This window comes from Kitasatospora sp. GAS204B, assembly GCF_029892155.1.
Classification (GTDB): Bacteria; Actinomycetota; Actinomycetes; order Streptomycetales; family Streptomycetaceae; genus Kitasatospora.
Map to the genome: position 1 here is coordinate 78,115 of NZ_JARZAG010000028.1, position 20,426 is coordinate 98,540.

16 protein-coding genes are annotated in these 20,426 nt (G+C 74.5%); 3 read left to right on the plus strand and 13 right to left on the minus strand.

Annotated elements, in window-relative coordinates:
• Positions 1 to 96 precede the first annotated feature (96 nt).
• Positions 97 to 795 (minus strand): hypothetical protein, encoded by a 699-nt coding sequence (locus tag P3T41_RS30250; protein WP_280693749.1) that lies wholly within the window; start codon positions 793 to 795, stop codon positions 97 to 99.
• Between the two features lie 58 nt (positions 796 to 853).
• Positions 854 to 2,344 carry a tRNA (N6-isopentenyl adenosine(37)-C2)-methylthiotransferase MiaB gene (miaB, locus tag P3T41_RS30255; RefSeq protein ID WP_280693772.1) on the minus strand — a complete coding sequence of 497 codons (1,491 nt, stop codon included), beginning with the start codon at positions 2,342 to 2,344 and terminating at the stop codon, positions 854 to 856.
• Between the two features lie 109 nt (positions 2,345 to 2,453).
• Between miaB and P3T41_RS30260 the strand changes: the two genes are divergently transcribed.
• Positions 2,454 to 3,449, plus strand: coding sequence for a TAXI family TRAP transporter solute-binding subunit (locus tag P3T41_RS30260; protein WP_280693750.1), 996 nt, complete (start codon positions 2,454 to 2,456; stop codon positions 3,447 to 3,449).
• Positions 3,450 to 3,466: 17 nt separating this feature from the next.
• Here P3T41_RS30260 and P3T41_RS30265 read toward each other — a convergent pair whose 3' ends face one another.
• Together P3T41_RS30265 and P3T41_RS30270 are read right to left on the minus strand one after the other, a co-directional pair.
• Complete coding sequence (locus P3T41_RS30265) at positions 3,467 to 4,894, minus strand: sensor histidine kinase (RefSeq protein WP_280693751.1); 1,428 nt, start codon at positions 4,892 to 4,894, stop codon at positions 3,467 to 3,469.
• Between the two features lie 3 nt (positions 4,895 to 4,897).
• Positions 4,898 to 5,644 carry a response regulator transcription factor gene (locus tag P3T41_RS30270; RefSeq protein WP_280693752.1) on the minus strand — a complete coding sequence of 249 codons (747 nt, stop codon included), beginning with the start codon at positions 5,642 to 5,644 and terminating at the stop codon, positions 4,898 to 4,900.
• A 532-nt stretch (positions 5,645 to 6,176) separates the two neighbouring features.
• On the opposite strand from P3T41_RS30270, the gene P3T41_RS30275 reads away from it, so the two are divergent.
• A complete protein-coding gene (locus tag P3T41_RS30275) occupies positions 6,177 to 7,874 on the plus strand; it encodes an FAD-dependent monooxygenase (RefSeq protein WP_280693753.1) in 1,698 nt (565 codons plus the stop codon).
• 39 nt (positions 7,875 to 7,913) lie between these two features.
• Here P3T41_RS30275 and recX read toward each other — a convergent pair whose 3' ends face one another.
• The 4 genes from recX to P3T41_RS30295 all read right to left on the minus strand — a co-directional run bounded on the left by recX (position 7,914) and on the right by P3T41_RS30295 (position 12,034).
• On the minus strand, positions 7,914 to 8,918 hold the full coding sequence (gene recX, locus P3T41_RS30280) for a recombination regulator RecX (protein WP_280693754.1): 1,005 nt from the start codon (positions 8,916 to 8,918) through the stop codon (positions 7,914 to 7,916).
• 7 nt (positions 8,919 to 8,925) lie between these two features.
• Positions 8,926 to 10,056 (minus strand): recombinase RecA, encoded by a 1,131-nt coding sequence (recA, locus tag P3T41_RS30285; RefSeq protein ID WP_280693755.1) that lies wholly within the window; start codon positions 10,054 to 10,056, stop codon positions 8,926 to 8,928.
• Between the two features lie 181 nt (positions 10,057 to 10,237).
• The gene (locus P3T41_RS30290; RefSeq protein WP_280693756.1) at positions 10,238 to 10,432 is read right to left on the minus strand and encodes a DUF3046 domain-containing protein; all 195 of its coding nucleotides are present in this window, start codon (positions 10,430 to 10,432) and stop codon (positions 10,238 to 10,240) included.
• A 33-nt stretch (positions 10,433 to 10,465) separates the two neighbouring features.
• On the minus strand, positions 10,466 to 12,034 hold the full coding sequence (locus tag P3T41_RS30295; protein WP_280693757.1) for a S8 family serine peptidase: 1,569 nt from the start codon (positions 12,032 to 12,034) through the stop codon (positions 10,466 to 10,468).
• A 160-nt stretch (positions 12,035 to 12,194) separates the two neighbouring features.
• Between P3T41_RS30295 and P3T41_RS30300 the strand changes: the two genes are divergently transcribed.
• Positions 12,195 to 16,859 carry an ATP-dependent helicase gene (locus tag P3T41_RS30300; RefSeq protein ID WP_280693758.1) on the plus strand — a complete coding sequence of 1,555 codons (4,665 nt, stop codon included), beginning with the start codon at positions 12,195 to 12,197 and terminating at the stop codon, positions 16,857 to 16,859.
• On the opposite strand, the gene P3T41_RS30305 is transcribed toward P3T41_RS30300, so the two are convergent.
• The 5 genes from P3T41_RS30305 to rimO all read right to left on the minus strand — a co-directional run bounded on the left by P3T41_RS30305 (position 16,788) and on the right by rimO (position 20,366).
• A complete protein-coding gene (locus tag P3T41_RS30305; protein ID WP_280693759.1) occupies positions 16,788 to 17,036 on the minus strand; it encodes a hypothetical protein in 249 nt (82 codons plus the stop codon). The genes P3T41_RS30300 and P3T41_RS30305 overlap by 72 nt on opposite strands.
• A gap of 126 nt (positions 17,037 to 17,162) precedes the next feature.
• Positions 17,163 to 17,531, minus strand: a complete 369-nt coding sequence (locus P3T41_RS30310) for a helix-turn-helix transcriptional regulator (RefSeq protein ID WP_280693760.1) — start codon at positions 17,529 to 17,531, stop codon at positions 17,163 to 17,165.
• A gap of 194 nt (positions 17,532 to 17,725) precedes the next feature.
• Complete coding sequence (locus tag P3T41_RS30315) at positions 17,726 to 18,226, minus strand: CinA family protein (protein WP_280693773.1); 501 nt, start codon at positions 18,224 to 18,226, stop codon at positions 17,726 to 17,728.
• A gap of 8 nt (positions 18,227 to 18,234) precedes the next feature.
• Positions 18,235 to 18,879: a CDP-diacylglycerol--glycerol-3-phosphate 3-phosphatidyltransferase gene (gene pgsA, locus P3T41_RS30320; RefSeq protein ID WP_280693761.1), complete on the minus strand. Its 645-nt coding sequence runs from the start codon at positions 18,877 to 18,879 to the stop codon at positions 18,235 to 18,237.
• A complete protein-coding gene (gene rimO / locus P3T41_RS30325; RefSeq protein ID WP_280693762.1) occupies positions 18,876 to 20,366 on the minus strand; it encodes a 30S ribosomal protein S12 methylthiotransferase RimO in 1,491 nt (496 codons plus the stop codon). Before rimO ends, pgsA begins: the two co-directional genes overlap by 4 nt.
• Between the last annotated feature and the right edge of the window lie 60 nt (positions 20,367 to 20,426).

Below are 20,426 nucleotides of genomic sequence, written 5' to 3' on the forward strand. Positions count from 1 at the left end.
GGGGCCCCGCGGGCGTCACCCTGGCGTTGACCCGCCGCTCACCACCCGGCGGGGGGGCCGCCCGCCGCCCCCGCCCCCCCCCCCCGACTGTGCCGATCAGCGCCAGGAGGCCACGAAGTAGCCGACCCCGTACGGGGCGTCCTGGTAGCGCAGCCGCCCGCCGAGCCCGGCCCCCTCACCCGCCCCGGCCAGCACCTGCCACGGGGCCCGGCCCGCGGCCAGCAGCTCGGCGCCGAGCCGTGGGTCCAGCGCGGCCAGCGCGGCGGTGTCCGCCGCACCGAGTGCGCGGGCCACCCCGGCGTCGAAGCCCTCGGCCCGCTCGTCCAGGTAGCCGGGCGCCTTGACGGAGCGTCGTGCGCTCCCGTCGCCGAGCACCAGCAGTCCGACCCGGTCGGCGAGCCCCGCCAGTCCCTGGCCGAGGCCGAGCATCCGGTCCACCGGCGCGTCACCGGGCACCGCGCAGGCGTGCGTGGGCAGCGCCGCGCCGGCCTGGTCCAGCAGCCAGGCGCCGACGGAGAGCGCGGGGCTGAGCTCGGGCCCGTCGACCCCGCCGGAGGGCAGCCGCACCCCGAGCGGGACGCCGAAGCGGTGGAAGGAGCCGGCCCCGCCCTCGGTCCACACCTCGGCCTGCGGACCGTCGCCGACCAGCACCAGCAGCTGCAGGTCGGCGGCCAGCAGCTCGCCGACCGCCTCGGCGCAGACCGACCGCAGGCCGTCCAGCTCCGGGGCGGCACCAGCGGCCACCTCGGGGACCAGCAGCGGGGGGCAGGGGCAGACGGCAGCGGCGACCAGCATGGTGATCACTCTAGGGCCTCACTGACGAGAGGCCGTGGCCGTCTGCCCGGCCGGCGGATCAGTCGCAGCCGCAGCCGTTGCCGGGCACGGCCGCCAGCGGCGCCGGAGCGCCGATGCCGGGCAGCCCCAGCATGACGCCGGCCGGCTTGGCGGCGGGGGCGGCGTTGCGCTTCTCCCAGGCGTCGCCGGCCCGGGTGCGCCGGACGCCCAGCGTCGGGCCCTCGGCCAGCAGGTGGTGCGGGGCCGCGTAGCTGATCTCGACGGTCACCACGTCACCCGGCCGCACCGGCTCGGCCGGCCTGGTGAAGTGGACCAGCCGGTTGTCGGGCGCGCGGCCGGAGAGCCGGTCGGTCTGGTCGTCCTTCTTGCCCTCGCCCTCGGCGACCAGGATCTCCAGACGGCGGCCGACCTGCTTCTTGTTCTCCGCCCAGGAGATCTCCTCCTGCAGCGCGATCAGCCGCTCGTAGCGCTCCTGGACCACGGCCTTGGGCACCTGGTCCGCCATCTCGGCGGCCGGGGTGCCGGGGCGCTTGGAGTACTGGAACGTGAAGGCGTTGGTGAACCGGGCCTCGCGCACCGTGTGCAGGGTCTGCTCGAAGTCCTCGTCGGTCTCCCCGGGGAAGCCGACGATGATGTCGGTGGAGATCGCGGCGTCCGGCATCGCCTCGCGGACCTTCTTGATGATGCCCAGGAACCGCTCCTGGCGGTACGAGCGCTTCATCGCGCGCAGCACGGTGTCCGAGCCGGACTGCAGCGGCATGTGCAGCTGGTGCATCACGTTCGGGGTCTCGGCCATCGCGGCGATCACGTCGTCGGTGAAGTCGCGCGGGTGCGGGGAGGTGAAGCGCACCCGCTCCAGGCCCTCGATCTGGCCGCAGGCCCGCAGCAGCTTGGAGAAGGCCTCGCGGTCGCCCAGGTCCGAGCCGTAGGCGTTGACGTTCTGGCCGAGCAGGGTCACCTCGATGACGCCCTCGCCGACCAGCGCCTCGACCTCGGCGAGCACGTCGCCGGGGCGGCGGTCCTCCTCCTTGCCGCGCAGCGCCGGGACGATGCAGAAGGTGCAGGTGTTGTTGCAGCCGACCGAGATCGCGACCCAGGCCGCGTAGGCGGACTCACGGCGGGTGGGCAGCGTGGAGGGGAAGGTCTCCAACGACTCCAGGATCTCCACCTGGGCCTTGCGCTCCACCCGGGCCCGCTCGAGCAGCGCGGGCAGGTGGCCGATGTTGTGGGTGCCGAAGACCACGTCGACCCAGGGCGCCCTGCGCACGATGGTGTCGCGGTCCTTCTGGGCCAGGCAGCCGCCGACGGCGATCTGCATGTCCCTGCGGCCGGCCTTGGCCGGGGCCAGCTGGCCGAGGTTGCCGTACAGCTTGTTGTCGGCGTTCTCCCGCACGGCACAGGTGTTGAAGACCACCAGGTCGGGCTCACCGCCCTGGTCGGCCTTCACGTATCCGGCGTCCTCGAGCAGCCCGGCCAGCCGCTCGGAGTCGTGGACGTTCATCTGACAGCCGTGCGTGACGACCTTGTAAGTTCGCAAGCTCTCTCCCATACCCACAGCAGCAAGGGTAAGGGCAGCGCGGCGCGCTCCCGGTGGCACGTGGTGGCGAGATGGGCCCTCCCCCTCCCGTCCGCGGGCTTCTCCTGGCAGGATCCCCCGCATGACCTCGACCACCGCCTGGCCGCGCCGGACCCGCCGACGCCGGCTCTGGCCGCTGCTGGCCGCCCTGTTGCTGCTGGTGGTGGGCGCGGTCGGCGGCTGGTGGCTGACCGCCGGCCGACCGGCCGGCTACCCCAAGGGGGTCGACGGCTTCGCGACAGGTGTGCCCGAGGGGGTCTACACCCAGTACGGCGAGCTGTTGCAGGGGTACCTGCACACCACGATGCCCGGCGTCGAGCTGCGGCTGGACGCCAGCCAGGGCTCGGTGGACAACCTGGAGCGGGTCGCCTCGGGGCAGGACTCCTTCGCGATAGCCACCGCCGACGCGGTGGCCGAGTTCCCCGGCCCGGGCAAGGGCAAGCTGCGGGCGATCGCCCGGCTCTACGACGACTACCTGCAGTTGGTGGTCCCGGCCGACTCCCCGGTGCAGTCGGTGGCCGACCTGAAGGGCAAGCGGGTCGGAGTGGGTGAGCCCAAGTCCGGGGTGAACCTGGTCACCCGCGAGCTGCTCATCGCCGCCGGCATCGACCCGGACACCGGCATCACCCCCGCCCCGCTCGGCGTCGGGGACGCGAGCACCCAGCTGGCGGACGGGCGGTTGGACGCCTTCTTCTGGTCCGGCGGGTTGCCGACCAGCGCGCTGACCAGCCTGGCGGCCAAGTTCCCGATCCGGATCGTGCCGCTGGGCGACCTCACCGACAAGCTGCACCAGGCGAGCAGCGACACCGACGCCTGGCGCACCGCCGTCCTGCCCGCCGGGGTCTATCCGAAGACCCAGGCCGTGCTCACCATGGCGGTGCCCAACCTGCTGATCACCCGCGACGACGTGGATCCCGGGCTGGTCGAGGGCCTGACCCGCGCGGTGATCGACAGCCGGGACCCGATCGGCACCCAGGTGCACGCGGCCCAGCTGGTGGACCTGCGCACCGCCGTCTACACCGACCCGCTGCCGCTGCACGACGGCGCCGAGCGCTACTACCGGTCCGTCAAACCCTGAGGGCGACCGACCGGGCGTCAGTGCTCGCGCGGGACGATCAGCGCGACGGCAAGCCCCCTGGGCTCGGCCGGGGCGAACTCCAGCGAGCCGCCGCCGGCCAGCAGCAGGGTGCGCGCGATGGACAGGCCCAGGCCCGAGCCGTCCACGTTCTGGTGCCGGGCGCTGCGCCAGAACCGGTCACCGACCCTGGCCAGCTCCTCCTCGGTGAGCCCGGGCCCGGAGTCCGTCACGGTGATCGCCACGTCGCGCTTGCGCACCTGCAGGGTGACCGCCACCGTGCCGTCGGCCGGGCTGAACTTGAGCGCGTTGTCGAGCACCGCGTCCAGCGCGCTGCCGACACCGATCGGGTCCGCCCAGCCGCTGGCCGGCGGCGGCGTGCCGCAGGCCAGCCGCACCCCGCGCTGGGTCGCCAGCGCCTGCCAGGCGTCCACCCGGGCCAGCACCAGCGCGGTCAGGTCCACCGGCTCCGCTTCGGGGCGGCCGCCCTCGGCGGTGGCCAGGCCCAGCAGGTCGTCCAGCACCCGGGCCAGCCGGACACCCTCCTCGCGCACCTGCGACAGCTCGGCCTCGTGCTGCTCGGGCAACTCCAGGCCGAGCAGCTCGACCCGGAGCAGCAGCGCCGCCAGCGGGTTGCGCAGCTGGTGCGAGGCGTCGGCGACGAAGGCCCGCTGCTGATCGAGGGCCAGCACCACGTGGTCGGCCATGTCGTTGAAGGAGGCGGCCAGTCGCCGCAACTCGGGCGGGCCGCCGGACGACGCGACCCGGGCGTTCATCCGCCCGGTGGCGATGTCGTGGGCCGCCCGGTCCAGGGTGCGCACCGGGCGCAGCATCCACTCGGTCAGCCGCACCGCGAGCAGCACGGCGGCGATCATCGCGATCGCCTCGCCGCCACCCAGCAGCAGCCAGCGGTGCAGGATCCGCGAACGCAGCGCGGCGGTCGGCGACTCGGTGACCACCAGGGCCACCACGTCGCCGTCCCGGACCACCGGGGAGGCGATGGTCAGGGTGCGGTCCGGGGTCCACGGCCAGACCTGCGGGGGGTTGTGGCTGCGCCGGCCGTCCCTGGCCTCCTGGACGGCCTCGGCGCCGCTGCCGCTGGTCGGCAGGTGCCAGTCGGCGGGAGCGATGGCGAGCTGGCGGCCGTCGGCCAGGAACAGGCCGATCCGCACCCCGTAGAGCTCCTGGTAGCGGGAGGCCTCCAGCTGCAGCTCGCGCAGCTGGATGGCGCTCGGGTCGGTCGGGACGGCCGGATCGGAGCCGACCGCGCCGCGCGCCGGCAGGCCCTGGGTGGGCAGTTCCTGGGCGAACCGGGCCACGTCGTCCATCCGGTCGACCACGGTCCGGCTCTGCTCGGCCGCGGCCATGTCGGCGGCCAACGGCACGCCGAGGGCCGCCAGGACGGCGACCATCAGGGCCAGCAGAATGCCGAGCAGGCGGGTGCGCATGGGCTAGCTCGCGCTCTCCGCTCCGGCCGCGCCGTTCTGTTGGGTCGGCGACTGGGGCAGCAGCCGGTAGCCGACCCCGCGCACCGCCTCGACCAGGCCGGGCAGCGCGAGCTTGGTGCGCAGCGAGCCGATGTGCACCTCCAGGGTCCGCCCGTTGCCCTCCCAGCCGCTGCGCCAGACCTCGCTGAAGATCTGCTCGCGCCGGTAGACCACGCCCGGGCTCTGCGCGAGCAGCGCGAGCAGGTCGAACTCCTTGCGGGTGAGCGGGACCTCGCGGCCCTCCACGCTGACCCGGCGGCGCTCGCGGTCGATGCTGATCCCCCAGGACTCCAGCGAGCCGGGGCCGGCCGGCGCCGCCGGGCCGTCGGCCGCGGCCGCCGCGGGCTGGAAGCGCCGGGCCACCGCGTGGATCCGGGCCAGCAGCTCGCCCATGTCGTAGGGCTTGGTGATGTAGTCGTCGGCGCCCAGGTTGAGGCCGTGGATCCGGGAGCGGATGTCGGCCCGGGCGGTCACCATGATCACCGGAACCCCGCTGCCGGCCCGGATCCGGCTGCACACCTCGAAGCCGTCCCGGTCGGGCAGGCCGAGGTCCAGCAGCACCACCCGGTAGGGGTCGCTGCCGTCGGGCACCAGCGCGTCGAGCGCCTCGTGGCCGCTGCGCGCGTGCCGCACCTGGAAGCCGTGCCGACTGAGGACGGCGACCAGCGCCGCCGCCACCCGGTCGTCGTCCTCGACGAGGAGCAGCCGCATCCCACATCCTCCCGATCGGGTCCCGCTCCGGCAGCCCTTGGCTGTCGGCGAAGCGGCCATCCTCCCCCACCGCCCACCGTCGCGGCCAGCCCTCTCGGGGCGAGCGCGGGGCACGTGGCCCTTTCGTAATCCTCAAGTTCCGCTCAGAACACCTTCCGGCGGCCGTTCGGCCGACTTAGGGTCTCAACATCGGGGGCTGCAGGCTCCGCCGGCCCCAGCCCCCGATATCCAGCCCCCGATATCCAGCCCGGTGATCGTCCGCCCGGGCCCGCGCGCCGGCGCTGCCGCGCCCCCGCCACGCCGCGGGCCCATCCGAAAAGATCAGCCGTACAGGCCCTAGCCGCACCGCGCGTGGCCACCGGATCGAGCCGCTCGGACGCTGCGGCACGAACCGGCGCACACCGGTCGCTGCTTGACGGACTCCCAGGCACTCTGTTGCATTGCTCTTCGTGACACCACCCGGGACCTGCGCCGCTCCCCCCGCCACCGGTTCGCCTGCGACCTGCCCCGACCCGCGGTGCGGAGGCCGTCCGTGGACCCGGTGATCGTGGTGGGCGCCGGTCCGGTGGGCCTGGCGATGGCGCTGGCGCTGGCCCGCCACGAGGTCCCGAGCATCGTGCTCGACCAGGGCAGCGGGGTCTGCCCCGAGGGGCCGCGCAGCGCCGTGCTCGGGGCGGAGAGCACCGCCTTCCTGGAGCGGCTGGGCTATCCGCGGGCCGCTTCGGACGCCGCTCGCTGGGAGCGGCTGAGCGTCTGGCGGCGCCGACAGCAGGTGCTGGAACTCGATCTGACGGATCATCCGGTCCTGCACCTGCCCCAGCACCGACTGCAGCGCGGGCTGCGGGACGCGGCCACCGCGACCGGGCTGATCCAGCTGGTGCCGCACTCCCGGGTGGAGGAGATCGACCAGGACCGGGACGGTGTCAGCGTGCGCAGCAGACACCCGCAGGACGGCACCGACACCTGGTGGCGGGCCAGCCACCTGGTCGGCTGCGACGGCGCCCGGTCGGTGGTGCGCAAGCTGCTGGGCATCCGGTTCCCGGGGCGCCCGGCGGTGGACCGGCACGCGATCGCCACCGTCCGGGTCGACCTGCCGTTTCCCGGCGAGGCCCGGCTGCACCGCGAACCGCCCTGGCGCGGCGACCGCGAGGCCTCGGCCCGGCCGCTGCCGGACGGCCTGTGGCGGCTGGACTGGCGCCTGCCGCTCGGCCGGCCGGTGCCCAGCGAGCCGGTCGACCCGCACGCCACCTGGCCCGGCCTGGTCACCGGGGACACCCTGCTCACCCGGGTGAAGGCGACGCTGACCGGCTGGTGCGGCCAACTGCCGCGCTACGAACTGCTGGCCGCCGCCGACCACACCGCCCAGCAGCGGCTCGCCGCCCGGTTCCGCAGCGGCCGCTGCTTCCTGGCCGGCGACGCCGCCCACCTGCACGGCGCGCTCGGCATGCAGAACCTGGCCGACGGGCTGCGCGATGTGGACAACCTCGCCTGGCGACTCGCGGTCGCCTGGCACCTTCCGCCGGCCTTCGGTAGCGAGCAGTCCGGCGGTTCCCTGCTGGACGGGTACGAGGCGGAACGGCGCGGGGCGGTCGGCGCCCGGCTGCGCGCGGTGGACCAGGCGATGCCGCTGCTGCGCCCGCTGCGCGGCTGGCAGCAGACCCGGCGCTCGCTGCTCACCGGCTCGTTCCGCAAGCACGCGCCGCTGCTCACCGACGGACTGCTCGGCACCGGGCGGTTCGGCGGCGCCCCCGCCTACCCGGCCGCACCCTCGGGGGTGCCGGGGCGGGCCGGCGCGGTGCCGGTGCAGCGCGCGACGGGGCGCGGGACGGCGCTCAGCGAGCAACTGCCGGCCACCGCGCCCGGGGTGCTGGTGCCGAACGTCCCGGTGGTCACCACCGAGGGCGCCGCCGACCAGCTGTACGCACGGCTGGGCACGACCTTCCTGCTGCTGCTGGTGGCACCGGGCACCGCCGTCTGGTCGGCCGAGCGCTGGATGGGCGCGGGGCTGATGCCCCGGTTGGCGGAGGTGGCGGCGGCACTGCCGGTGCCGACCGAGGTGCTGGTCACCGAGGAGTACCCGGGAGCCGGGGCGCACACCGTGCTGCTGGTCCGCCCGGACGGGCATCTGGTCGGGATCACCCAGGGCTGCAGGGCCGAGGACCTGCAGGCGCTGGCGGACGGGGCACGGGGTGGGCCGAGCCCGCTGGCCGGCGCCGAGCGGTCGGCCTGAGGCAGCCGAGCTGACGCTGGATCAGCTACCGACGCACCGTCAGTCGCCGCCGAGCGACCAGTCCTCCAGCTCCTCGGCGCTCTCCCCCTCGGCGTCCAGCACCTCGCGCACCACCCGGAAGGCGAGACCCTCCGAGTAGCCGCGGCGGGCCAGCAGGCCGACCAGGCGGCGCATCCTGGCCTGCCGCTCCAAGCCCGCGGTGGTGCGCAGCTTGCGCTCGACCAGGGCTCGCGCGGTGGCCGCCTCCTCGTCCGGGTCGAGCTGCGCCACCGCCTCCTCGACCAGCGCACCGGCCACCCCCCGGGTGCGCAGTTCCTGGGCCAGCGCCCGGCGGGCCAGCCCGCGACCGGCGTGCCGGGACTCGACCCAGGCGGCGGCGAAGGCGGCGTCGTCGATCAGGCCGACCTCCTCGAAGCGGGAGAGCACCTCCTCGGCCACCTCGTCCGGGATCTCCCGCTTGCGCAGCGCGTCGGACAACTGCTTGCGGGTGCGCGGAGTACCGGTGAGCAGGCGCAGGCAGATGTCCCGGGCCCGGGCGGCCGGATCCTGCTCCGCCGCCGCGGTTGCGCGGGAGCGGCCCGGCTCGCGCGCGGCCCGCGGCTGACCGGGCTCCCGACTCGCCCGCGAGCGCCCCCCGCGAGCGCCCCCCGTTCGCTCGCCGAAGCCGCGCTCCCCCGAGTCGCGTCGAGTGCTGCCGGACGAGGCGGCGCCGCGTCGACCGGCCCCACTGCGGGCGCGGCCGGACGACACGGACGGCTCGGCGGACGCCGCTCCCTCCTCGGCGTCCACCACCCAGTCCGGGCGCTCGCCCTCCTGCTCCCCCTTGACCGCGACGGCCTCGATCGGCCAGTCCTCGATCTGCCGACCTGGCCGCTCCGCAGGCGTCGAGCCAGGCTCGGGCGCCGATCGGGCAGCGCGACGCGGACGGTCGGCGCCGGGCTCGAGGGCGAGGTCGAAGCTCTCGCCCCCGACGCCGCTGGCACACCAGTCGCGCGGCCCCCACTCCTCCGACTTCGCCGACTCGCCCCCCGACTCACTCCTCATCAGTCGCTCAGGCCTTCGCGGCCGCCGCCTTCTTGGCCGGGGCCGCCTTCGCCGCAGTGGCGGTGATCGGCTTGACCGCACCGTCCGCCGCCTCGCCGGCTGCGGCGGCCGGAGCGGCAGCACCCTCGACGGGCGCGTCCGGGTCGACCCCGATGCCCAGCTTGACCTTGATCTTCTTCTCGATCTCCTCGGCCAGCGCCGGGTTGTCGCGCAGGAAGTTGCGGGCGTTCTCCTTGCCCTGGCCGAGCTGGTCGCCCTCGTACGTGTACCAGGCGCCGGCCTTGCGGATGAAGCCGTTCTCGACACCCATGTCGATCAGGCCACCCTCCCAGCTGATGCCGTGCCCGTAGAGGATGTCGAACTCGGCCTGCTTGAACGGGGCGGCGACCTTGTTCTTGACCACCTTGACGCGGGTGCGGTTGCCGACCGCCTCGGTGCCGTCCTTGAGGGTCTCGATCCGGCGGATGTCCAGCCGCACCGAGGCGTAGAACTTCAGCGCCCGGCCACCGGTGGTGGTCTCCGGTGAACCGAACATCACGCCGATCTTCTCGCGCAGCTGGTTGATGAAGATCGCGGTGGTGTTCGACTGGTTCAGCGCACCGGCGATCTTGCGCAGCGCCTGGCTCATCAGGCGGGCCTGCAGACCCACGTGCGAGTCGCCCATCTCGCCCTCGATCTCGGCGCGCGGCACCAGGGCGGCCACCGAGTCGATGATGATCAGGTCGATCGCGCCGGAGCGGATCAGCATGTCGGTGATCTCCAGCGCCTGCTCACCGGTGTCCGGCTGGGAGACCAGCAGCGCGTCGGTGTCGACGCCGAGCTTGCGGGCGTACTCCGGGTCCAGGGCGTGCTCGGCGTCGACGAACGCGACGGTGCCGCCGAGCTTCTGCGCGCTGGCCGCGGCGTGCAGGGTCAGCGTGGTCTTACCGGAGGACTCGGGGCCGTAGATCTCGACCACCCGGCCGCGCGGCAGGCCGCCGACGCCGAGCGCGACGTCCAGCGCGGTGGACCCGGTGGGGATCACGTCGATCGGGGCACGGGACTGGTCGCCCAGACGCATCACCGAGCCCTTGCCGAACTGCCGCTCAATTTGGGCGAGTGCGGTCTCAAGAGCCTTCTCGCGGTCCGTGCCTGCCATGGCTTCCACCCTCGGGTTCTGTGCTGTGCGCTTCATCGTCCTCGACGCTAGCGCGTCCCACCGACAATCCGCCCCGATCGGGCTCGGCCTGTGGAAAACTCGCCGGGAAACCAGTATAGGGAACATCAGTTCGATATTGATCGCACGCCCGCTCCCAGCGCACGAACCGGGCCTCAGCGGCTCAACGCAGCCGCGCCGAGACCCCCATCGCCTCGCAGAGCACCCGCCACACGTCCTTGGCCTCCCAGCCCGCGTCCAGCGCCTGGTGCACCGTGCGGCCGCCCAGCTCGCTCATCACGTGGTCCCGGGCGAACGACTCCGCGTACCCCGCGCCGAAGTGCTCGTCCATCCGTCGCCAGAACTCGGTCAGCCTCATGCCGCCCAGTATCGCCCGGGCCGGTGGACCCGCTCAGTGCGGCAGCGCGACGATGCCCGCCCCGTAGCTGCGCCGGTCGCGGCAGAGACCGGCGCCGACCGGGCAGTTCGCCCTGGCCTGGGCGAGCAGCAGCTCGCGCAGCCGGTCCGGGCCCCAGCCCGGATGCAACGCGGCGGCCACCGCGATCGCGCCGGTGACGTGGGCGGCGCTCATCGAGGTGCCGGCCAGCGCCGCGTACCGCCCGCCCGGCCAGTCCGAGACGATCGCGTCATCCGGCCCGCCGTCCGGGTCGCCGCCGGGGGCGGCCAGCGCGATCCGCCCGTCACCGTAGTTCGAGTAGCCGGCGATGGCGCCGGTCCTGGTGACCGCGCTGACCGACAGCACTCCGGGCAGTTCGCCGGGCAGCCGGACACACTCGGTGCCCAGCCGGCGGTCCTGCGCCGGACCGGAGAGCCGGTCGTTGGGGCTGCGCTGGTCGACCCTGGTCCCCGCCAGGTCCTGCCCGTCGTTCCCGGCCGAGGCGACCACCAGGGCGCGGCGCTGGGCGTAGGCCACCGCGCGGCCCACCGCCAGGATCATCGCGCGCTGGTCCGGGTCCTCGGGACAGTTGTACTTCCACGGGTCGGCGAAGTAGCTGTCGTTGACCGCCACCGCGCCGCGGTCGGCGGCCCAGAGCAGCCCGCAGACGATGTTCTCCGGGTAGTACTGCCCGAGCGGGCCGAGCAGCCGCACGGCCGCGATCCGCACCCCGGGGGCCACCCCGACCACCCCGTGGCCGTCCCGGGCCGCTCCGATCAGCCCGGCCACGTGCGTGCCGTGGCCGCTCTCGGTGACCCCGCTGTCGGGGCGCCAGGAGCCGAACCGGGCGTCGGGCCGACCGTCGGCGCAGGAGGCCGAGTCACCGGGGCTGACCGCGTCCCGCAGGTCCGGGTGGGTGTCGTCGACCCCCGAGTCCAGGACGGCCACCAGCACCTGCCGGAGCGCCGTCTGGCGCGCGGCCTCCCGGGTGGCGGTCGACACCGGCGCGGCGAGCAGCGCGGCCGGGGCCTGGACGGTCGGCAGGCCGCCCATCATGGCGAGGTTCCAGCCGGCCTGCTCCCCGGGGTCGGGCACGGTCGGCGTGCTGTCGCCCTCCATGCCGTCCGCCGCGTTGCCACTCGTCACGAACGCTTCGCCCGCGCGGCCGCCCCCGGTGAAGCGGTCGGCGCCCGGCAGGCGGAAGTCCCCCGAGCCGGCCAGCGCGCCGGGCGGCCCGGGCACCGTGGCGGTCCGGGTGGCCCCGACGGCGGCGATCCCGGGGCGGGCGCGCAGTCGGGCCGCGAACCGACCGTCGTTCGCGTAGGCGAGGACCGCCCCGATCTGCGGATAGTCCTGCACCACCTGGCCGCCCACCGCGCGCACGGCGCTCTGCGCGGCGGCGGCGCCCTGCGCGTCCAGCCGGTCGGCCAGCACCAGGTAGCTGAGGTAGCCGCGCCCGGCCCCGGAGAAATAGGGGACCGCGCCACCGAGCAGCAGGGCCGCCGCGAGCACGGTCGGCGCGCTGCGCAGCAGCAGCGCCCGGCGACGCAGCGGACGGCGGGAGACCAGTCGCACCTCGGCCATCGGGTGTCCTCCGCTCCTCGGGCGGGCCTGCACGCGCCCCGCACGAAGCCTCACCCTATGAGCGGAATAAGTGATTTGCGCCTTTTATGACCTTGCCGCGCAGCCATCCGGCGGTACCCGCGCGGCCGTCGCTGTCAGTGGCAGGCGGCACCATGGGGGCATGGTGGAACAGCACCCCCACTCCGACCCGCTGGCCGGCTTCGCCCCGGCCACCCGGGCCTGGTTCGAAGCCGCCTTCGACGGCCCGACCAGCGCCCAGGCCGGTGCCTGGGCGGCCATCCGCGAGCGGGCCGACGTGCTGGTGGTGGCCCCCACCGGCTCCGGCAAGACGCTGGCCGCCTTCCTCTCCGCCCTGGACCACCTCAGCAGCACCCCACCGCCCGCCGAGCCCCGCAAGCGGCTGCGGGTCCTCTACGTCTCCCCGCTGAAGGCCCTCGCCGTCGACGTCGAGCGGAACCTGCGCGCGCCGCTGGCCGGCCTGCGCCAGGCATCGATCCGGCTCGGCCTGCCCGAGCCCGAGGTGCAGGTCGGCATCCGCTCGGGCGACACCCCGGCAGCCGACCGGCGCAAGTTCCAGAGCCACCCGCCCGACATCCTGATCACCACCCCCGAGTCCCTCTTCCTGCTGCTCACCTCCGCCTCCCGGGAGGCGCTGCGCGGGATCGACACGGTGATCCTGGACGAGGTGCACGCCGTGGCCGGCACCAAGCGCGGCGCCCACCTGGCGCTCAGCCTGGAGCGGCTGGACCAGCTGCTGGAGCGCCCGGCCCGCCGGATCGGCCTGTCCGCCACCGTCCGCCCGGTCGAGGAGGTGGCCCGCTTCCTGAGCCCGCAGCGCGGCGCGACCATCGTGCAGCCGCCCTCCGCCAAGGAGTTCGACCTCTCCGTGGTGGTCCCGGTCGCCGACCTGGCCGAGCTCTCGCCGAACCCGTCGACCGACGATCCGGCGGCAAAGGCCTCGATCTGGCCGCACGTCGAGGAGCGGATCGTCGACCTGGTCCAGGCCCACCGCTCGACCATCGTCTTCGCCAACTCCCGCCGGCTGGCCGAGCGCCTGTGCAACCGGCTGAACGAGATCGCCCACGAGCGGGCCACCGGCACCCCGCTGCCCGAGGCGCACGCCCCCGCCCAGCTGATGGCCGAGGCCGGCGCCGCCAAGGGCGCCCCGCCGGTGCTCGCCCGGGCCCACCACGGCTCGGTCTCCAAGGAGCAGCGCGCCCTGGTGGAGGAGGAGCTGAAGGCCGGCCGGCTGCCCGCCGTGGTGGCCACCTCCAGCCTCGAGCTGGGCATCGACATGGGTGCGGTCGACCTGGTGGTCCAGGTCGAGTCGCCGCCCTCGGTCGCCTCCGGCCTGCAGCGGGTCGGCCGGGCCGGCCACCAGGTCGGCGCGGTCTCCACCGGAGTGGTCTTCCCCAAGTACCGCGGTGACCTGGTGCAGTCCGCCGTCGTCGTCGAGCGGATGCGGGCCGGGCGGATCGAGGCCCTGCGGGTGCCGCGCAACCCGCTGGACGTGCTGGCCCAGCAGTTGGTGGCGATCACCGCGCTGGACACCTGGGACGTGGACGAGCTGCTCACCCTGGTCCGCCAGGCCGCCCCGTTCGCCACCCTGCCGCAGTCCGCCTTCGACTCGGTACTCGACATGCTGGCCGGCCGCTACCCCTCGGACGCCTTCGCCGAGCTGCGCCCCCGGCTGGTCTGGGACCGGGTCGCCGGCACCGTCACCGGCCGCCCCGGCGCTCAGCGGCTGGCCGTCACCTCCGGCGGCACCATCCCCGACCGGGGCCTGTTCGGCGTCTTCATCGCCGGCTCCAACGCATCCGATGCCAAATCCGCGAAGAAGGGCGGCGGCCGGGTCGGCGAGCTGGACGAGGAGATGGTCTACGAGTCCAGGGTCGGCGACGTCTTCACCCTGGGCACCAGTTCCTGGCGGATCCAGGAGATCACCCACGACAAGGTGCTGGTCACCCCCGCTCCGGGCGTGCCGGGGCGGCTGCCGTTCTGGAAGGGCGACTCGCTCGGCCGCCCGCTGGAGCTGGGTCGGGCGCTGGGCGCCTTCGTCCGCGAGCTGGGCGGCCTGCCCGAGCCCGAGGCCAAGGCGCGCCTGCTGGGCGCCGGCCTGGACGACTGGGCGGCCGGCAACCTGCTCGGCTACCTGGCCGAGCAGCGCCAGGCAGCCGGCCACCTGCCGGACGACCGCACCATCGTGGTCGAGCGGTTCCGCGACGAGCTGGGCGACTGGCGGATCGTCATCCACTCCCCGTTCGGCGCCCAGGTGCACGCCCCCTGGGCGCTGGCGCTCGGCGCCCGGCTGCGCGAGCGCCACGGCCTGGACCCGCAGGTGATGCACGGCGACGACGGCATCGTGCTCCGGCTGCCCGATGCCGACCTGCTCGCCCCTGACTTCGATTTCGGGGGCCCGTCAGCCGCGGCTCCCTCACCTGACGAGGCGCCGGTCGGTGCCGACGCCGCGCTCTTCGACCCCACCGAGATCGAGCAGCTGGTCACCGACCAGGTCGGCGGCTCGGCGCTGTTCGCCTCCCGGTTCCGCGAGTGCGCGGGGCGCGCCCTGCTGCTGCCCCGGCGCAGCCCCGGCAAGCGCACCCCGCTCTGGCAGCAGCGCCAGCGGGCCGCCCAGCTGCTGGAGGTGGCCGGCGAGTTCGGCTCCTTCCCGATCGTGCTGGAGGCGGTCCGCGAGTGCCTCCAGGACGTCTTCGACCTGCCCGGCCTGGTCGAGTTGATGCGCGACCTGGAGTCGCGCGCCGTGCGCCTGGTCGAAGTCACCACCCCCGAGCCCTCCCCCTTCGCCCGCTCGCTGCTCTTCGGCTACGTCGCCCAGTACCTCTACGAGGGCGACTCCCCGCTCGCCGAGCGCCGGGCCGCCGCGCTCGCGCTGGACTCCCGGCTGCTCGCCGAGCTGCTCGGCCAGGCCGAGCTGCGGGAGCTGATCGACCCCGCGGTGCTCGCCGAGCTGGAGGCGGAGCTGCAGCGGCTCACCCCGGAGCGCCGGATCAAGGACGTCGAAGGGGTCGCCGACGCGCTGCGCCTGCTCGGCCCGCTCAGCACCGCGGAGCTGGCCGCGCGCGGCGCCGAGCCCCAGTGGCCCACCGAGCTGCAGGCCGCCCGTCGGGCCATCCAGGTCAAGATCGCCGGCGAGCAGCGCTGGGCCGCCATCGAGGACGCCGGGCGGCTCAGCGACGCGCTCGGCACCCCCCTGCCGGTCGGCATCCCCGAGGCCTTCACCGAGCCGGTCAAGGACCCGCTCGGCGATCTGCTGGCCCGCCACGCCCGCACCAACGGCCCGTTCACCGCCCAGCGGGCCGCCACCCGGTTCGGGCTGGGCACCGCCGTGGTGACGGGCGCGCTGCAGCGGCTGACGGCCGCCGGGCGCCTGGTGGCCGGCGAGTTCCGCCCGGTGGAGGCCGGCGGCACCGGCGAGCCCGAGTGGTGCGACGCGCAGACCCTGCGCCGGCTGCGCCGCCGTTCGCTGGCCGCGCTGCGCCAGGAGGTCGAGGCGGTGCCACCGCGCGCGCTGGCCGCCTTCCTGCCCCAGTGGCAGCATCTGAGCGGTCATCAGCTGCGTGGCGAGGACGGCCTGTTCCGGGTGGTCGAGCAGCTCCAGGGCGCCGCCGTGCCCGCCTCCGCCCTGGAGCGGTTGATCCTCCCCGGCCGGCTGAGCGACTACCAGCCCGCCCTGCTGGACAAGCTGATGGCCGACGGCGAGATCGGCTGGTCGGGCGCCGGGGCGCTGCCCGGCAAGGACGGCTGGATCAGCCTGCACCTGGCCGAGAACGCCGACCTGCTGCGCCCCGAGCCACTCCCGCTGACCCTCACCCCGCAGCACGAGGCGCTGCTCCAGGCGCTCTCCAGCGGCTATGGAGTCCTCTTCGAGCAGCTGCGCGGGCAACTGCCGGACGAGCCGCCGGCCGAGCTGGTGACGGCGCTCTGGGACCTGGTCTGGGCCGGGCGGATCACCAACGACACGCTCGGCCCGGTGCGCGCGCTGCTCGGCTCGGCCCGTACGGCGGGCGCCACCGCGCACCGGGCGCCGCGCGGTGTCCCGCGCGGACGCTACGGCGCGCTGGGCCGCACCCCGGCCAGGCCCGCCGACCCGACGGTGGGCGGCCGCTGGTCGCTGCTGCCCGAACCGGCCGAGCCGACCGCCCGGGCCGCCGCCCAGGCCCAGGTGCTGCTGGACCGGCACGGGGTGCTCACCCGGGGCACCGCGCAAGCCGAGCGGGTCCAGGGCGGCTTCGCGGCGGTCTACCGGGTGCTCTCGGCTTTCGAGGAGCGCGGCCGGGCCCGCCGCGGCTATCTGGTCGAGGGGCTCGGCGGCGCCCAGTTCGCGCTGGACGGCGCGGTGGACCGGCTGCGCTCGGTCAGCGGCCGGTTGGAGCGGGCCGCCACCGACTGGCCCGGTGCCGCCGGCCCGGCGGCGGCCGAGCCTGCCCAGCCGCAGACCCAGCTGCTGGCCGCGGCGGACCCGGCCAACGCCTACGGGGCCGCGCTGCCCTGGCCCGAACCACCGGGCGAGCAGGCCACCGCGCACCGCCCGGGCCGCAAGGCCGGGGCGCTGGTGGTGCTGGTCGACGGTGATCTCACGCTCTACCTGGAGCGCGGCGGCAAATCGCTGCTCTGCTGGACCGAGGACGAGACGGTCCTGACGGCAGCGGTGCGGGCCCTGGCCGAGGCGGTGCGGCGCGGCCGGCTCAGCGGGCTCACGGTGGAGCGGGCCAACGGCGAGGCGGCGCTGGGTTCAGCGCTGGGCGCCGTCCTGGAGGCCGGCGGCTTCCATGCCACCCCGCGCGGGCTGCGGCTGCGCGGTTAGTCGGCGCCGGGGGCGCACCGGCTGCCGGTCGCTGTGCACCGGCAGCACGCCCAGGCCCCAACCGCCCAGCGTGAGCAGGGCGAACAGTGCACCGGACCCGCCAGGGACGGCTCCTTCGGGCAGCAACCACCAGCACAGGGCGCCGGTGATCACGGTGCCCAGCAGCAGGAACGACACCAGTCGACGCGGATCGCGCGCAGGCGATAACCGTCGAGCGCCACGGCCTATTCGGCCGGCAGGTCCACCTTCGGTCGACCGGTGCACGCGTGACTCCTTCTCTCGGCCCCCCTGTGCAGGGCGAGGTCAGGCAGCGACGACGTCCACAGCCGCGGCCTTGGGAGTGATCGAGCTCATCCGGTCGCCCGGCGCCGGCAACGGCACGGGCTCCAACACCGGACGCAGCATGCCGTCCTCGGAGAGCGCGGCCATCGCGGCGAGTTCGGCCAGCGACAGTTCGTCGCTCACCTCGCGCATGACCTCGGACATCCGGACGTCGAGCGCGTCGCAGATCGCTGAGAGCAGTTCGGAGGAGGCCTCCTTCTGCCCACGCTCGACCTCGGAAAGGTAGCCGAGCGAGACTCGTGCGGCGGCCGACACCTCTCGCAGAGTGCGGCCCTGGCGCTGGCGCTGCCGACGCAGGACGTCACCCAAGAGGCGACGGAGCAGGATCATCGGTGGCTCCCTCCTCGGACTGCGGATCGAGATGTCACGTCCCCACCGTACCGCCTTGCCCGCTTCGTGTGCGGGGACCGTGGTCGTGTTCACTCTGGGCTGCAAGCCTCTCCCCTCCCCTGTTGTTCCCGCCCCGGGCGCGGGCAAGCCCCTTCGCTGAGAGGTTGCCCGGATTCTGCCTGTTCAGGCGTTGTTCAGCTGACGCCTGTGGTGCCGGTAGCGCTCTGCTCGGTCGCGATCCGGTCCAGGAACAGCTCCAGAGCCCCGGCCACGGCCTTTCGTCGGATTGTGGCACGGTCCCCCGACAGCCGGGGCGATGTCGCGACAGTTCCCCCCGGACCAGCGAAACCGAGATGTACTGTGCCGACTTCGTGGCCGTCCTGTTCGGTCGGCCCGGCCACGCCCGTGGTCGCCAGCCCGTAGGTGGCGCCGAGCAGTCGGCGCACGCCTTCGGCCATCTGTCGGGCCACCACCGGGTGCACCGGCCCCTCGATCGCGAGCAGCCCCTCGTCCACGCCCAGCACCGAGGCCTTCAGCTCGGTGGCGTACGCGGTGACCGAGCCGCGGAAGGTCTCCGAGGCGCCGGGCACCTCCACCAGCCGCGCGGCCAGCAGACCGCCGGTCAGCGACTCGGCGACCGCCAGGGTGGCACCCAGCGCGCGCAGCTCGGCGTGGACCCGCTCGGCCGGCGGCATGAACTCGGTCATCGCGCCACCGCCGCCCGCTCCCGGGCCTGGCCCTCGCGGCGCAGCCGGACGGCCTGGCGGACGTAGTCGGCCCCGGTGGCCACGGTCAGCAGCACCGCCAGCACCATCAGCACCGCGCGCCCGGTCGCCAGCCAGCCGGTCAGCGGCAGCACGTACATGCCCACCGCGATGCCCTGGACCAGGGTCTTGAGCTTGCCGCCCCGGCTGGCCGGAATCACGCTGTACCGGATCACCCAGAACCGCAGCAGCGTGATGCCCAGCTCCCGGGCCAGGATCACCGCCGTGATCCACCACGGCAGGTCACCCAGCGACGAGAGGCCGATCAGCGCGGCGCCCATGATCGCCTTGTCCGCGATCGGGTCGGCGATCTTGCCGAAGTCGGTGACCAGACCCTTGCGGCGGGCGATCTCCCCGTCGAACAGGTCGGTGATCATGGCGATCGCGAAGGCCGCCCAGGCCACCGCGCGCCACTTCGGGTTGTGCCCGCCGTCCGCCAGCAGCAGCGCCACGAAGACCGGCACCAGGGCGAGACGGAGCATGGTCAGCAGGTTCGCGAGGTTCCACAGCGACGGCCCCACCGCCGGCACCGCCCCCGGACGGGCCGGGCGGGCCGCTGCCGGGCTGCCCGGCCCGCCGGTCATACCGCGGCCGCCTTACGGACCAGCTCGATCGCCTCGGCGACCAGGTCGACACCCTCGCTGGCCACCACGCGGGCCCGGTAGTACTGGCCGACCTCGGCCTCGGGCGCACCGGTGAGCACGGTCAGACCGTCGGTCTCCGGCGCCTGGTGGGCGGCTCTGCCCTCGATCAGCAGGTCCTCGTCGTCCTCGTCACCGCCCTCGACCGGGGTGACGGCCTCCACCAGCACCAGCACCTCGCTGCCGATCCGCTGCTCGGCGCGCTGCGCGGTCAGCTCCTCGGCGAGCCGGGTCAGCTTGGCCAGCCGCTCGGCCACCACGTCCTCGGGGAGCTTGCCCTCGAAGGTGGCGGCCTCGGTGCCGTCCTCGTCGGAGTAGCCGAAGACGCCGATCGCGTCCAGCCCGGCCTCGGTGATGAACCGTTCCAGCTCGGCGAAGTCCGCCTCGCTCTCGCCGGGGAAGCCGACGATGAAGTTGGACCGGGCGCCGGCCTGCGGCGCCTTCTCGCGGATGGTCCTCAGCAGGTCCAGGAACTGCTCGGTGTTGCCGAACCGGCGCATCCGGCGCAGCACGGCGGGGGCCGAGTGCTGGAAGGAGAGGTCGAAGTACGGGACCACGCCGGCGGTCGAGGTCATCGCCTCGATCAGGCCGGGGCGCATCTCGGCGGGCTGCAGGTAGCTGACCCGGACCCGCTCGATGCCGGGCACCGCGGCGATCTCGCTCAGCAGCGTCTCCAGCAGGCGGATGTCGCCCAGGTCCTTGCCGTAGGAGGTGTTGTTCTCGCTGACCAGGACCACCTCGCTGACGCCCTGCTCGGCCAGCCAGACGGCCTCGTTCAGCACGTCCGAGGGCCGGCGGGAGATGAACGAGCCGCGGAAGGCGGGGATGGCGCAGAACGAGCACCGCCGGTCGCAGCCGGAGGCGAGCTTGATCGAGGCCACCGGGCTGTCGTCCAGCCGCTTGCGCAGGGTGCGCGGGCCCGAGGCGGGCGCCACGCCCTGCGGCAGGTCCTGCGGGGCGCCGTGGCCCGGCAGCGCGACCTCGGCCGCCGCGGCCTGGCGCTCGACCGGGGTCAGCGGGAGCAGCTTGCGGCGGTCGCGCGGCAGGTGGGTGGCGTGGTGACCGCCGGAGAGGATGGTCTGCAGGCGGTCGCTGATGTCGGCGTAGTCGTCGAAGCCGAGCACGCCGTCGGCCTCGGGCAGCGCGTCGGCCAGCTCCTTGCCGTAGCGCTCGGCCATGCAGCCGACCGCGACCACGGCCTGGGTGCGGCCGTGGCCCTTGAGGTCGTTGGCCTCCAGCAGGGCGTCCACCGAGTCCTTCTTGGCGGCCTCGACGAAGCCACAGGTGTTGACGACGGCGACGTCCGCTTCGCTCGCGTCGTCGACCAGTTGCCAGCCATCGGCCTCCAGTCGCCCGGCGAGTTCCTCGGAGTCGACCTCGTTGCGGGCGCATCCGAGCGTGACCAGGGCGACAGTACGGCGTTCAGGCATAGGGCCAAGATTAACGCGCGGCCCCCGGTGCCGTTTCCTCCGGAGGCCGCGCGTTGAAGA